Here is a 14,698-nt window from a genome sequence, read left to right on the forward strand (position 1 = left end):
GCGCTCACGACGGCTCCGTAAGCTTCCCGCCATCGTCCGGCCGAGTCCTCCATGAAAAAGCTCCTTGCCGTCCTCCTGCTCGCGGTTCTCGGGCTCGCGGCCTACGTCGCCGCCGGGCCCTTCATCGCGCTGCATGCCATCCGGGACGACGTGCAGCGCGGCGACATGCGCGGCCTGGAGCGTCACGTCGACTTCCCGCTGGTGCGCGCGAGCGTGCGCGCCCAGCTGGAGGACTACATCGCGCGGCGCATGGCCGAGCCGGACCTCCCGGCCGAGCTCCGCGGCATAGGCGCACAGGTGACGCAGGGCCTGGCCGGCGGAGTCGTCGACCTCCTGGTGACGCCCGCGGGAATCGGCGCGGTGCTGCAGGGGCGCTCCATCGTCCGCCGCGTGATGGGCCTGCCGCCGGAACGCACGCCCTCGGGCGAGCCACAGCCGGGCAGCCTCGACCCCCTCGCCGACGCACGCTACCGGTTCGAGTCGACCTCGCGCTTCACCGCGACGGTGCAGAACGCCGACGGCGCGCCCGTGGTCTTCGTCTTCTCGCGCGACGGGCTGCGCTGGCGCATGACCGACGTGCGCCTGCCCATCGACGCGCTGATAGGCAACCTCACGGGTTGAGCCCGCCGGGCGAGCGCGGCCGTCAGAGCGTCCGGTTCGCGACGCCGTGAGGCACGTGTCCCGCGGCCACGTGGTCGCGTGCGGACACGATGTTGTGCTCGGAGTCGTCGAAGAAGATGTCGGCGCCGAAGGCTTCCAGGAACGGGCCCTTGGCTCGGCCGCCGAGGAACAGGGCTTCGTCCAGCCGGATGCCCCAGTCGCGCAGGGTACGGATCACCCGTTCGTGGGCCGGCACCGAGCGCGCGGTGACCAGCGCGGTGCGGATCGGTGCCGCCTCGCCGGTCGGGAAGGCCTGCTGCAGGCGATGCAGCGCGTCCAGGAAGCCGCGGAACGGCCCGCCCGATAGCGGCTCGCCCGCGCGTCGGCGCTCGTGTTCGGCGAAAGCCGCCAGCCCGCCCTCGCGCGAGACCCGTTCGCCCTCGTCGTCGAAGATCACCGCATCGCCGTCGAAGGCGATGCGCAACTGGTCGGGATTGCCCGCCGCGGCGGCGGGCGAGCGCGAGGCCGACGGCAGCAGCATCGCGGCCGCCACCCCCGCCTGCAGCGCCGCGCGCACGTCCTCGCCATGGGCGGAGAGGAACAGGTCGGCGCCGAAGGGGCGGATGTAGGGATAGGGCGGCGCGCCATTGCTGAAGGCCGCGCGGCGGATGGCCAGGCCGTGGTGCTCGATCGAATTGAAGATGCGCAGGCCGGTATCCGCGGAATTTCGCGAGATGAGGATCACCTCGACGTGCGGCGCCTCCGGCGGTGCGTCCTGGTTGAGCTTGAGCAGCTTGCGCACCAGCGGAAAGGCGATGCCCGGCGACAGCACGTCGCTCTCGCGCCTGCGCTGGTAGTCGGCATAGGCTTCCAGGCCGTCGCGTTCGAAGAGCTGGTGGCCTTCCTCGAGGTCGAACAGGGTCCGCGAGGAAATGGCGACGATCAGGGGGTCGGCGTCACGGTCGGGCATGCGGCTATTGTGCACGCCGGCCGTCGCAGGACGTGCGCCGCCCCGCGGCTCAGCTGGCGCGGCCGTGCGTACGCCCGTCCTCGGTCGCCCGGTACAGCGCGCCCTGCGGATCGCGCTCGCGCTCGTCGCGTTGCTGGCGGCCGGCCTGGCGGGCCGAAACGCGGTCGCCCAGGGCCGGTGCGAGCCGGGCCGTCAGGGTGTTCATCTTCGACATGGCGCCCACCCTGACGTCGCGCCCGCCTTCCACCGCCGCCTCCAGGATGGCCTCGGCGACGTCCTCCGGCCGGATCATCGGCGTCGGCAGCTTGGGCTCCTGCGCCATGTAGTTGCCGGCGTGCTCCGGGTACGGCGTGTCGACCGCGGTCGGCTGGATCAGCACGACTTCGACGGGTGCCTTGTCGAGCAGTTCGACCTCCACCCGGAGCGCATCGGTGAACCCCTTCACTGCGTGCTTGCTGGCGCTGTACATGCCCTGGAGCGGGATGACGGCGTCGGACACCTCGCTGCCCACGTTGATGAGCGCGCCGCCCTGGCGCTTGAGGTAGGGCAAGGCGACCAGCGAGCCGTTCACCGTGCCCCAGAAGTTCGTCTCGAACAGGCGGCGGTTGTCCTCCTCGCTGACCTCGTCGATGCGGCCGTAGATCGACACCCCGGCATTGTTGACCCAGGTGTCGATGCGCCCGAAGCGGTCGACCGCCAGGCGTGCGGCATCCTCCAGCGCGGCGCGGTCCGCGACGTCCGCCGCCAGCGTTGCGGCCTCGTGGCCGGACTGCTCCAGGCCCTGGCGGATCTCGTCCAGCGTCTGGCGGCTGCGTGCCACCAGCACGACCTTCGCGCCGCGCTCGGCTGCCATGAGCGCGGTGGCAAGGCCGATGCCGCTGCTCGCGCCGGTGATGACGATGACCTGCTGGTCCAGGGGCTTGAGCCGGGCTTTCATCGCGCACCTCCGCGGAAAGCCCCATGCTGGAAAAGGCGGCGTTAGACGGCTGCGAACGCGCCGTGACCGTCGCTCACCCGCTGGTGAACTGCTCGGCCAGCATGCGTTCCTCGAGGTTGTGCTCGGGATCGAAGAGCAGGGTCACGGTCCGGTCGCGCGACTCGCGGATGGTCACCTCGACCACGTCACGCACTTCGTGCGAATCGGCCGTGGCGCTCACCGGCCGCTTGTAGGGATCCAGCACGGTGAAGCGCACCTCGGTGTCGGCCTTGAGCACCGCGCCCCGCCAGCGACGCGGCCGGAAGGCGGCGATCGGCGTCAGCGCGACGACATTGGAGCCCAGCGGCAGGATGGGGCCGTGCGCCGAGAAGTTGTAGGCCGTGCTCCCCGCGGCGGTGGCAACCATCACGCCGTCGCAGATCAGCTCGTCCAGGCGCGTCTGGCCGTTGAGGTCGATGCGGATGTGCGCGGCCTGCCGGGTCTGGCGCAGCAGCGAGACCTCGTTGTAGGCCAGCGAGCCGACGCTCGCGCCCGACTCGGTCTGCACGAGCATCTCCAGCGGCCGCAACACCGCCGGCTCGGCGGCATGCAGCCGCTCGATCAACGCATCGCCCCGGTGCTGGTTCATCAGGAAGCCGAGCGTGCCCAGCTTCATGCCGTAGACCGGCTTCCCATGGCCACCGTGGCGGTGGAGCGTCTGCAGCATGAAGCCGTCGCCGCCGAGTGCGACGAGAACGTCGGCCTCGCCGGGCGCGTGGTCGTCGTAACGCTGCGCCAACTCGGCACGCAGCGCCTGTGCCTCGGCCGAGGGCGCGGCCAGGAAGGCAAGCCGCGGGCGTGAGCTCAGCATCGGTTCGGTCAGCATGTACCGAGGATAGCGCCCACCCCCGAAAAAGACATGGCGGCCGTAGCCGCCATGTCGGATGCCTCGTGCGGCCTGCCGCCTCAGCCCGCGGTGGCCAGCTGCGCAAGGCGGCGGACCGCCACCGACGCCGTCGGATAGTCCAGCGACTTCTGGCTCGCCAGCTCCGCCAGCATGGCCAGGGTGAAGCGCAGGCTGGAGTCGTCCCGCTGCAGCCAGGCCGACACCTTCGCCTCGGCCGGCTTGCGACCGCCTTCGGCGAGGATCTGCGCGACCAGCGCCCGCTGCTGCGTGCCGAGCTCGTCGCGCAGCGAACCGCGCGCGAGCGCCGACCAGCGGCTGTCGACCGGCAGGGCGTCGATCTGGTCGTACAGCCAGGACAGGTGCAGCGCGTCGCCGAGCACGAAGTAGGCGCGCGTGACGTCGGCCACCGCGGCCTTCCGCGCCTGCGCGGTCTCGACGATGTCGGCCGCGCCGTCCAGAAGCGGCAACGCGGCGAGTTCGCCCGCCAGTGCCGGCGGCACCCCCTTGCCGCGCCACTCGGCGAGACGGCGGTCGAACGCCGCGCGCTGGTCGCGCGTCATCGCCGCCTGCAGGGCCGAGCGCACGGCCGAGATCCCGTCGCCGTAGCGTGCGACCGCGGCCGCGATCTCCGGCAACTGGCCGGGACGGGAGAGAAGCCAGCGCGTGAGCGAACGCATGAGCTGCCAGATGGCCAGCAACGCATCCACCTGCGCCGGCTCGGGCACCTTGCCGTCCAGGGCATCGATCTGCGCCCACAGGTCGCGCGCGTCCAGCGACTCGCGCGCGATCGTGTACGCCTTGGCGATCTCCGCCGGGCTGCGGCCGGTGTCCTCCTGCATGCGCAGCACGAACGTCGCGCCCATGCGGTTGACCATCGAGTTCGTCACGGCCGTGGCGATGATCTCGCGCTTGAGGCGATGGCCCTCCATCTGCTTCGCATACTTCTGCTGCAGGGGCTGCGGGAAGTAGCGCACCAGCTCCTTGGACAGGTAGGGGTCTTCCGGAACGTCGGAATTGACCAGCTGCGGGAAGAGCACGAGCTTGCTGTAGGACAGAAGCACGGCGAGCTCGGGGCGCGTCAGCCCCTGCCCGCGCGCCTTGCGCTCGGCGAACTCCGCATCGGACGGCAGGAACTCGATCTGCCGGTCGAGCAGGCCCTGCGATTCCAGCGTCTGGATGAAATGCTGCTTGGAGCCCAGGCGCGACACGCTCATGCGCTCCATCACGCTGATGGCCTGGTTCTGACGGTAGTTGTCCGTCAGCACCAGTTCGGCGACCTCGTCGGTCATCGACGCCAGGAGCTTGTTGCGTTGCTCGAAGGTGAGCTTCTTCTGCGCGACGACCGCGTTGAGCAGGATCTTGATGTTGACCTCGTGGTCCGAGGTGTCCACGCCCGCCGAGTTGTCGATAAAGTCGGTATTGAGCAGCACGCCGTGCTGGGCGGCCTCGATGCGGCCCAGCTGGGTGAGGCCCAGGTTGCCGCCCTCGCCCACGACCTTGCAGCGCAGGTCACGGCCGTCGACGCGCAGCGCGTTGTTGGCGCGGTCGCCCACGTCGGCATGCGTTTCGCGGCTGGACTTGACGTACGTGCCGATGCCGCCGTTCCAGAGCAGGTCGACCGGCGCCTTGAGGATCGCGCTCATCAGCTCCGCCGGGCTCATCGACTCCACGGCCGCGTCGATCCCGAGCGCCTGCTTGACCTGCGGGCTGAGCGGGATGGACTTGGCCGTGCGCGGGAACACGCCGCCGCCCTTGCTGATCAGCTTCGCGTCGTAGTCCTCCCAGCTCGAGCGCGGGAGCCTGAACATGCGCTCGCGCTCCTTGAACGACTTCGCCGCGTCCGGATCGGGGTCGAGGAAGATGTGGCGGTGGTCGAACGCCGCGACCAGGCGGATGTGCTTCGAGAGCAGCATGCCGTTGCCGAACACGTCGCCCGACATGTCGCCGATGCCCACGCAGGTGAAGTCCTGCGTCTGCGAATCGCGGCCCATGGCGCGGAAGTGCCGCTTGACCGACTCCCAGCCGCCGCGCGCCGTGATGCCCATGCCCTTGTGGTCGTAGCCCACCGAGCCGCCCGAGGCGAAGGCGTCGTCCAGCCAGAAGCCGTGCTCGCGGGCGATGCCGTTGGCGATGTCGGAGAAGGTCGCGGTGCCCTTGTCGGCCGCGACGACGAGGTAGGGATCGTCCGCGTCGTGACGCACCACGTTCTCGGGCGGCACGATCTTCTCGCCGACGATGTTGTCGGTGATGTCCAGCAGCCCGTTGATGAACATCCTGTAGCAGGCCACGCCCTCGGCCTGCATCGCGTCGCGGTCGCCGGCAGCCGGCGGACGCTTGACGATGAAGCCGCCCTTCGAGCCGACCGGCACGATCACGGTGTTCTTCACCATCTGCGCCTTGACCAGGCCCAGCACCTCGGTGCGGAAGTCCTCGCGGCGGTCGGACCAGCGCAGGCCGCCACGCGCCACCGGGCCGAAGCGCAGGTGGATGCCCTCCACGCGCGGGCCGTAGACGAAGATCTCGCGGTAGGGCTTCGGCTTAGGCAGGTCGGGCACCTTGGCCGAGTCGAACTTGTAGCTGACGTAGCCGATGCCCGCACCGCCGCGGCCGCCCTGGTAGTAGCTGGTGCGCAGCGTCGCCTCGATCACGCCCAGGAAGCTGCGCAGGATGCGGTCCTCGTCGAGGCTGGAAACGCGGTCGAGCAGCGCGAGGAAGGCCTCGCGCGCCGCCTGCACCTGCGCCTCGCGCTTGCCGGCGCGCGCCTCGATGACCGCGCGCACCGCGCCCGCGACGTTGGCATCGTCACCCGACAGACGCCGCAGCTGCGCTTCGAACTTGTCCATGCCGGCCTTGATCTCGGCCTTGCTCTCGCGGCCGGTGGCCGGGTCGAAGCGCGCCTCGAACAGTTCCACGAGCAGGCGCGCGAGCAGCGGATAGCGCGCCAGGGCCTGCTCCATGTAGGCCTGCGAGAACGTCACGCCCACCTGCAACAGGTACTTGCAGTAGGCGCGCAGCATCGCCACCTGCCGCCAGGACAGGCCGGCGGCCAGGATCAGGCGGTTGAAGCCGTCGTTCTCGGCGTCGCCGCGCCAGATGGCGGCGAATGCCTCCTCGAAGTCCTCGTCGATCTCGCTCACGTCCAGCGGACGCGCGTACTCGACCTCGAAGTCCTGCACGAACAGGACCCGGCCGGCCGCTTCGATCCGGTAGGGATGCTCGGCGATCACGCGAAGCCCCATGTTCTCCATCATCGGCAGCGCATCCGACAGCGGGATGTCGTCGCCCTCGCGGTAGAACTTGAAGCGCAGGCCGCCCTCGCCATGGTGGCTGCGGTAGAGGCTGAGCCTCAGCGCGCCCGGGCCGTCGAGCGCCGCGAGGTGCTCCACGTCGTCGGCCGCGACTTCGGCGGACACGTTCTCGATGTAGCCGGCCGGCAGCGCGCGGCCGTAGGCATTGGCCAGCGACAGCCCGCGCTCCTCGCCGTGGCGCGCGATGAGCGCGTCGCGCAGGTCGTCGGCCCAGTTGCGGACGATCTCGGCCAGGCGCGTCTCGATCGCCGCGATGTCGACCTCCGGCACCACGCCGGAATGGCCGTCGGCCGGCTTCGGGCGCACCATCATGTGCAGCTGCGCCAGCGGCGATTCACCCAGCATCACCGAGGAGTCGACGTGCTCGGCATTGAGCGCGTCGCGCAGCATCGCTTCGATGCGCAGGCGGACCTCGGTATTGAAGCGGTCGCGCGGGATGTAGACGAGCGCCGAGTAGAAACGGCCGTAGCGGTCGCGACGCATGAAGATGCGGCTGCGCACGCGCTCCTGCAGGCCGAGGATGCCGACGCCGGTCTGCAGCAGCTCCTCCTCGCTGGCCTGGAAGAGCTCGTCGCGCGGCAGCGTCTCGAGGATGTGCTTGAGCGCCTTGCCGCTGTGGCCTTCCAGCGCCAGGCCCGACTGCTCCATCACGTGCTGGTAGCGCTGGCGCACCAGCGGGATGTCCCAGGGGCGGCGGTTGTAGGCGCTGGAGGTGAACAGGCCGAGGAAGCGCTGCTCGCGCACCGGCTTGCCGGCCTTGTCGAAGACCAGGATGCCTATGTAGTCCATGTACCCGCGGCGGTGCACCGTGGCGCGCGCGTTGGTCTTGGTGAGGATCAGCGGGTCGATCTTCCCGGCCTGCGTGAGCGGGTGCGCGCCCAGCGACTCGAGCGGCCGCGGCTTGCCCGTCTCCTCCCCGCGCAGCAGGCCCAGCCCGGTGCCCGCCACCGCCTTCAGGACCTCCTGGCGGCCCTGCTTCGCGACCTCGTACTCGCGGTAGCCGAGGAAGGTGAAATGGTTGTCGGCAGCCCAGCGCAGGAACTCCTGCGCCTCGGCACGCGTGGCCTCGTCCGTCGGCGAGGGGCGGCCCGGCAGCTGCTCGGCGATCTCGAGCATGCGGTCGCGCATCGGCCGCCAGTCCGCGACCATCAGGCGCACGTCGCCGAGGACGCGGCGGATGGCTTCCTCGATCGCCTGCATCTCCTCCGCGCTCTGGCGGTCGATCTCCAAGTGCATGTACGACTCGGCGGCGCCCTCGCCCACGCCCGTCAGCCGGCCGTGGCGGTCGCGCGAGACGCGCAGCACCGGATGGCCGAGCACGTGCACGGAGATGCCGCGCTCGGCGAGCGCCAGCGTGACCGAGTCGACGAGGAAGGGCATGTCGTCGTTGGCGATCTGCAGCACGGTATGCGACGACTGCCAGCCCTGGGTCCTGGCCGTGGGGTTGAACAGGCGCACGAGCGCCGTGCCCGGCTTGCGGCTGCGCACGAAGTCGAGGAAGCCTTCGGCGAGCGCGGCCCACTCCTGGACCGAATGCTGGCCGAACTCGTCCTCGCTCATGCGCTTGTAGAAGGCGCGGGCGAAAGCCTCGCCCAGCGCCTGCTGCGCCTTCGGCAGCTGCGCGGCGAGGGCCTGGACGATCTGGTCGACGCCCGGGGCGGCCGCGCGCTTGGGCTTGGCGGCGCTGCGGGGGGCGGAGGTGCGTTTGCTGGTCATGCTCGCTCCATGCTCCGGCCCGCGTGCTGGCGGGCCGTTCTGCGGATCGTGGATGTGGAAAAGCCGGCGACCGGCACCACGGCGGCCGGGCGGGAGCCCGGGGCCAGGTGCCGCACCGCCGGCATGCAGGTCATCGGGGGCTCAGCGCAGGCCCGTCTCGTTGCGGGCGATCACCAGGCGCTGGATCTCGCTCGTGCCCTCGTAGATCTCGGTGATCTTGGCGTCGCGGAAGTAGCGCTCGATCGGCATCTCCTTCGAGTAGCCCATGCCGCCGTGGATCTGCAGGGCCTGATGGGTGATCCACATCGCGGCTTCGGACGCCGTAAGCTTGGCCACCGCCGCCTCGGTCGAGAAACGCGGGCCGCCCTGGTCGAACTGCTGCTTCGCCCAGGCCGCGCGCAGCGTCAGCAGCGTGGCGGCGTCGAGCTTGCACTTCATGTCGGCGATCTTGGCCTGCGTCATCTGGAACGTGCCGATCGGCGCGCCGAAGGCCTTGCGTTCCTTGACGTAGGCCAACGTGGCCTCGTAGGCCGCGCGGGCGATGCCGATGGCCTGGCTCGCGATGCCGATGCGGCCGGCGTCGAGCACGCTCATCGCGATCTTGAAGCCTTCGCCTTCCTGGCCCAGCACCTCGTCGGCCTGGACGACGTAGTCGGTGAACTCGATCTCGCAGGTGGCCGAGGCGCGGATGCCGAGCTTGGGCTCGGTCTTGCCGCGGTGGAAGCCCTCGCGCGTGGTGTCGATCATGAAGGCGGTGATGCCGCGCGCACCCTTGTCCGGGTCGGTCATCGCGAACAGCACGATGTACTTGGCCACCGGGCCGGAGGTGATCCAGCTCTTCTTGCCGTTGACCACGTAGCTGCCGTCGCCCTGCCTGACGGCCTTGCAGCGCATGGCCGTGGCGTCCGAGCCCGACTGCGGCTCGGTAAGGGCGAAGGCGCCGATCTCGCGGCCTTCGGCGATGGCGCGAACGTAGAGCTGCTTCTGCGCCTCGGTGCCGTTCTTGAGGATGCCGTTGCAGAACAGCGAGTTGTTGACCGACATGATCGTGGAGTGCGCGGCATCGGCCGCGGCCACCTCGATCATGGCCAGCACGTAGCTGATGGGGTCCATGCCCGCGCCGCCGTACTCGGCCGGCACCTCGATGCCCATCAGCCCGTTCTCGCCCAGCGTGCGGATATTGTCCAGCGGGAACTCGCCGCTGCGGTCGAAGTGCTCGGCGCTGGGCGCGATCTTCTCCTGCGCGATGCGGCGCGCCACGTCCTGGATCATCAACTGCTCTTCGGTGAAGCGGAAATCCACGTCGGCACCTCGAATTGTCGGATGACTGCAAAGCCCGCGAATTGTACCGGCTTGCGCCTGCCCGCCGTCTTTCGACTTGACCCCCGGCGCGGCGCGTCGGACACTTATCTTTCTATCGCGATACGTCGATAAAGGCTCCGAAATGGATCTGGAAGGCTGGTCCGGCCAGCTCAAGGTGTTCGCCGACGCCACGCGGGTCCGGCTGCTCGCGCTGCTGGCGCGCGAGGAACTCACCGTGGCCGAACTCTCGGCCATCACGCGCCTGGCCCAGCCACGCGTGTCAACCCACCTCGCGCGGCTGAAGGAAGCCGGCCTGGTGCGCGACCGGCGCGCGGGCGTGTCCGCGTACTACCGCTTCGACGAGGACGTCCTCGAGCCGGCCCAGCTCGCCCTCTGGCGGATGCTGCGGGACGGCTCCGACGATCCCCTGCTGCGGCAGGACGCCGAGCGCGTGGCCGAAGTGCTGGCCTCGCGCGCGGCCGAGCAGAACTGGGCCGACACGGTCGCAGGCGACATGGAGCGTCACTACTCGCCGGGCCGCACGTGGGAAGCCCTGGCGCGCTCGGCCCTGCCGCTGATGGAAGCCGGCGACGTGCTGGACATCGCCTCGGGCGACGGCGTCCTCGCCGAACTGATCGCGCCCCACGCGCGTCGCTACGTCTGCCTGGACGCGAGCAGCAAGGTGGTCATGGCCGCCTCCGAGCGCCTGCGCCGCCTGGGCAACGTCGAAGTGCACGAAGGCGACATGCACGCCCTGCCCTTCGATGACGCGCACTTCGACCTCGTCGTCCTCATGCACGCCCTGACCTATGCCGACGAGCCCGCCAAGGCCGTGGCCGAGGCGGCACGCGTGCTGCGCCCCGGCGGGCGCCTGCTGCTGACGAGCCTGGCCCGGCACGAGCACCGCAGCGTCGTGGAGGCCTACGGCCACGTGAACCTCGGCTTCACCGACAAGGACCTGCAACGCTTCGTGACCCGCGCCGGGCTCGAGGTCCTCAGCAGCGGCATGGTCACGCGCGAGCGCCGTCCGCCGCACTTCGAAGTCATTTCGGTGATCGCGCGCCGCCCCGATGGCGCGCGCCGCGCCGGCGCGAAAGGAACCCGTTGATGCACCTTCCCTGGCTCGATCCCGGCCGCGCGCAGGCGCTGCTGGAGCTGCTCACCCAGCGCATCCTCGTGCTCGACGGCGCGATGGGAACGATGATCCAGCAGCACGCCCTGACCGAGGCCGACTACCGGGGCCAGCGCTTCGCCGACGGTTTCGACTCCGCGAACCCGCCCCTCGGGCACGCCCACGACGCCGCCTGCGGCTGCGGGCACGACCAGCGCGGCAACAACGACCTGCTGAGCCTCACCCGCCCCGACGTGATCGAGGGCATCCATCGCGAGTACCTCGCCGCCGGCGCCGACCTCGTCGAGACCAACACGTTCAACTCGACCTCGATCTCGCTGGCCGACTATGGCCTCTCCCACCTCGCCCGCGAGCTCAACGAGGCCGGCGCGCGCCTGGCACGCGACGCCTGCGACGCGGCGGCGAAGGCCGACGGCCGCCCGCGTTTCGCCATCGGCGTGCTCGGTCCGACCAACCGCACGGCGTCGCTCAGCCCCGACGTGAACCGCCCGGGCTTCCGCGCCGTGACCTTCGACGACCTGCGCGAGGCCTATCGCGAGGCCGCCGACGGGCTCATCGACGGCGGCGCCGACGTGCTGATGGTCGAGACCGTGTTCGACACGCTCAATGCCAAGGCCGCCCTCTTCGCCGTCGAGGAGGCTTTCGAGGGGCGTGGCGCGCGCCTGCCGGTGATGGTCTCCGGCACGATCACCGACGCCTCCGGCCGCACGCTCTCCGGCCAGACGGCCGAGGCCTTCTGGTACTCGGTGCGCCATGCGCAGCCGCTCGCCATCGGACTGAACTGCGCGCTCGGCGCGCGCGACCTGCGCGCGCACGTCGACGTGCTCGCACAGGTGGCCGATGCCTACGTCAGCACCCATCCCAATGCGGGGCTGCCGAACGCCTTCGGCGGCTACGACGAAACCCCGGAGGACATGGCCGCGGTGATCGGCGAATTCGCCCGCGCCGGGCTGCTCAACCTCGTCGGTGGCTGCTGCGGCACCACGCCGGCCCACATCGCCGCGATCACGCAGGCCGTCGCGGGCATCGCGCCCCGCACCCTGCCCGCCCTGGAGGCCGCCGCATGAGCCTGCTGCCGCGCTGGACTCGCCTGAGCGGCCTGGAGCCGCTGCAGATCACGCCCGAGACGAACTTCGTCAACGTGGGCGAACGCACGAACGTCACCGGCAGCGCACAGTTCAAGAAGCTGATCCTCGAAGGTCGCCTCGACGAGGCCGTCGTCGTCGCGCGACAGCAGGTCGAGAACGGCGCGCAGGTGATCGACGTCAACATGGACGAGGGCCTGCTCGACTCGGCGAAGGCCATGGTCGACTTCCTCAACCTGATCGCGGCCGAGCCCGACATCGCACGCGTGCCGGTCATGGTCGACAGCTCGTCGTTCCGCGTGATCGAAGCGGGCCTCAAGTGCCTGCAGGGCAAGGGCATCGTCAACTCGATCTCGCTCAAGGAAGGCGAGGAGGAGTTCCTGCGCCAGGCCCGGCTGGTGCGCCGGTATGGTGCGGCGGTCGTGGTCATGGCCTTCGACGAGCAGGGCCAGGCCGACACCGTCGAGCGCAAGGTGGAGATCTGCTCGCGCGCCTACGGGCTGCTCACGGACAAGATCGGTTTCCCGCCCGAGGACATCATCTTCGACCCCAATGTCTTCGCCATCGCCACGGGCATCGAGGAGCACGACGGCTATGCGGTCGCCTTCATCGAGGCCGTGCGCGAGCTCAAGCGGCGCTTCCCGCACAGCCACGTCTCCGGCGGCGTATCCAACGTCTCGTTCTCGTTCCGCGGCAACGAGCCCGTGCGACAGGCGATCCACGTGGTCTTCCTGTACCACGCGATCGGCGCGGGCATGGACATGGGCATCGTCAATGCCGGCGCCCTGCCCCTGTACGACGACCTCGATCCCGAGCTGCGCGAACGCGTGGAGGACGTCGTGCTCAACCGGCGGCGCGACGCGACCGAGAGGCTTCTCAAGATCGCCGACCGCTACAGGGGCCGCAAGGGCGAGAAGAGGGCCGAGGACCTCCGCTGGCGCGACCGGCCCGTCCGCGAGCGCCTGACGCATGCCCTCGTGCACGGTATCGACGCCTGGATCGAGGCCGACGTCGAGGAGGCCCGCGTGCAGGCCACCCGCCCGCTCGACGTCATCGAGGGCCCGCTCATGGACGGCATGAACGTGGTCGGGGACCTCTTCGGGGCCGGCAAGATGTTCCTGCCGCAGGTGGTCAAGTCGGCGCGTGTGATGAAGAAGGCCGTAGCCTACCTGCTGCCCTTCATCGAGGCCGAGAAGCGGCGCACGGGCGATACCGGCCGCAGCAACGGCAAGATCGTGCTGGCGACCGTCAAGGGCGACGTGCACGACATCGGCAAGAACATCGTCGGCGTGGTGCTGGCCTGCAACAACTTCGAGGTGATCGACCTCGGCGTGATGGTGCCCGCGCAGGTGATCCTGGACCGCGCGAAGGCCGAGAACGCGGATCTGGTCGGGCTGTCCGGCCTGATCACGCCCTCGCTCGAGGAAATGAGCCACGTCGCCCGCGAGATGGAACGCCAGGGCCTGCGCATGCCGCTGCTGATCGGCGGCGCGACGACCTCCCGGGCCCACACCGCGCTCAGGATCGATCCGCACTACCGCGCGCCGACCGTCTGGGTGAAGGACGCCTCGCGCGCCGTCGGCGTGGCCCAGTCGCTGATCTCGATGGAGCTGCGCGAGCCGTTCGTGGCGGCCAACGAGGCCGACTACGCCGAGATCCGCGAGCGCCACCGCAACCGCGGTGACGGCAAGCGGCTCGTCAGCCTGCAGAAGGCGCGCGGCCAGCGTTTCGATGGCGGCTGGCAGGACTACGAACCACCGGCGCCGCGCCAACCCGGCCTGCACGTGTTCGAGGACTATCCGCTGGCCGAACTGGTCGAGATGATCGACTGGACGCCGTTCTTCAATACCTGGGAACTGGCCGGGCGTTTCCCCGCCATCCTCGACGATGCCGTCGTGGGCGCGCAGGCACGCGAGCTCTACCGCGACGCACGCGCGATGCTCGATCGCATCGTCGCCGAACGCTGGCTGTCGGCCAAGGGCGTGCTCGGGCTATGGCCCGCACATGCCGAAGGCGACGACGTGGTCGTTCAGGCCGGCGCGGATGCGGCCACCCTGCACTTCCTCCGCCAGCAGGTCGACAAGCCCGTGGACCGCCCCGACTTCTGCCTGGCCGACTTCATCGCGCCGCGCGATTCGGGCCGCCAGGACTGGATCGGCGCATTCGCGGTGACCGCGGGCCTGGGGATCGAGCGCCACGTCGCGCGCTTCGAGGCCGCGCACGACGACTACAACGCCATCCTGCTCAAGGCCCTGGCCGACCGCCTGGCGGAGGCGTTCGCGGAGCGGCTGCACCAGCGCGTGCGCCGGGAGTTCTGGGGCTACGCGGCGGACGAGGCACTGGACAACGAGGCGCTCATCGCCGAGCGCTACCGCGGGATCCGGCCCGCGCCGGGTTACCCGGCCTGCCCGGACCACAGCGAGAAAGCCACGCTGTTCCGCCTGCTCGACGCGCAGCGCCATGCCGGCGTCGAACTCACCGAAAGCTTCGCGATGTACCCTGCCGCCGCGGTTTCCGGCTACTACTTCAGCCACCCGCGCAGCCAGTACTTCGTCGTCGGCCGCGTCTCCAAGGAGCAGGTCCAGGATTACGCGCGCCGCAAGGGCGTCGACGTGGCACAGGTGGAGCGCTGGCTGGCGTCGAACCTCGATTACGACCCGGAGTAGCGGCCCGGCCCGGGCTCACGGCAGCCCGCGCAAGCGAAGCGCGCCCGGGGCCGAACGCCCCTCATGCCCTCCACGTGCAGCCCGCGGGCACTGCCG

The 14,698-nt window shown here is 70.2% G+C and carries 9 protein-coding genes; 4 read left to right on the forward strand and 5 right to left on the reverse strand.

All coding sequences use genetic code 11. From position 1 onward, the window contains the following. Nucleotides 1-51 precede the first annotated feature (51 nt). Complete coding sequence (locus tag EYQ95_RS14225) at nt 52-621, forward strand: DUF2939 domain-containing protein (RefSeq protein ID WP_132327881.1); 570 nt, start codon at nt 52-54, stop codon at nt 619-621. A 22-nt stretch (nt 622-643) separates the two neighbouring features. On the opposite strand, the gene EYQ95_RS14230 is transcribed toward EYQ95_RS14225, so the two are convergent. From EYQ95_RS14230 to EYQ95_RS14250, 5 genes are all read right to left on the reverse strand, one after another. Further along, a complete protein-coding gene (locus tag EYQ95_RS14230) occupies nt 644-1,570 on the reverse strand; it encodes a 5'-nucleotidase (protein ID WP_132327882.1) in 927 nt (308 codons plus the stop codon). A 49-nt stretch (nt 1,571-1,619) separates the two neighbouring features. Next, complete coding sequence (locus EYQ95_RS14235; RefSeq protein WP_132327883.1) at nt 1,620-2,507, reverse strand: SDR family oxidoreductase; 888 nt, start codon at nt 2,505-2,507, stop codon at nt 1,620-1,622. A 73-nt stretch (nt 2,508-2,580) separates the two neighbouring features. Continuing rightward, the gene (locus EYQ95_RS14240; RefSeq protein WP_370451257.1) at nt 2,581-3,357 is read right to left on the reverse strand and encodes an NAD kinase; all 777 of its coding nucleotides are present in this window, start codon (nt 3,355-3,357) and stop codon (nt 2,581-2,583) included. Nucleotides 3,358-3,452: 95 nt separating this feature from the next. Next, nucleotides 3,453-8,417, reverse strand: coding sequence for an NAD-glutamate dehydrogenase domain-containing protein (locus EYQ95_RS14245; RefSeq protein ID WP_132327884.1), 4,965 nt, complete (start codon nt 8,415-8,417; stop codon nt 3,453-3,455). 141 nt (nt 8,418-8,558) lie between these two features. After that, the gene (locus EYQ95_RS14250; protein ID WP_343142257.1) at nt 8,559-9,734 is read right to left on the reverse strand and encodes an acyl-CoA dehydrogenase family protein; all 1,176 of its coding nucleotides are present in this window, start codon (nt 9,732-9,734) and stop codon (nt 8,559-8,561) included. Nucleotides 9,735-9,861: 127 nt separating this feature from the next. Here EYQ95_RS14250 and EYQ95_RS14255 point away from each other — a divergent pair, with 127 nt between their 5' ends. From EYQ95_RS14255 to metH, 3 genes are read left to right on the forward strand one after another with little or no spacing between them, the layout of a single operon-like run. Further along, a complete protein-coding gene (locus EYQ95_RS14255) occupies nt 9,862-10,827 on the forward strand; it encodes an ArsR family transcriptional regulator (protein WP_132327886.1) in 966 nt (321 codons plus the stop codon). Beyond that, a complete protein-coding gene (locus EYQ95_RS14260; RefSeq protein ID WP_132327887.1) occupies nt 10,827-11,918 on the forward strand; it encodes a homocysteine S-methyltransferase family protein in 1,092 nt (363 codons plus the stop codon). The genes EYQ95_RS14255 and EYQ95_RS14260 overlap by 1 nt, the downstream gene beginning before the upstream one ends. Next, nucleotides 11,915-14,602 (forward strand): methionine synthase, encoded by a 2,688-nt coding sequence (gene metH, locus EYQ95_RS14265; RefSeq protein ID WP_132327888.1) that lies wholly within the window; start codon nt 11,915-11,917, stop codon nt 14,600-14,602. Before EYQ95_RS14260 ends, metH begins: the two co-directional genes overlap by 4 nt. Nucleotides 14,603-14,698 lie beyond the last annotated feature (96 nt).

Source organism: Lysobacter sp. N42, from assembly GCF_004344885.1.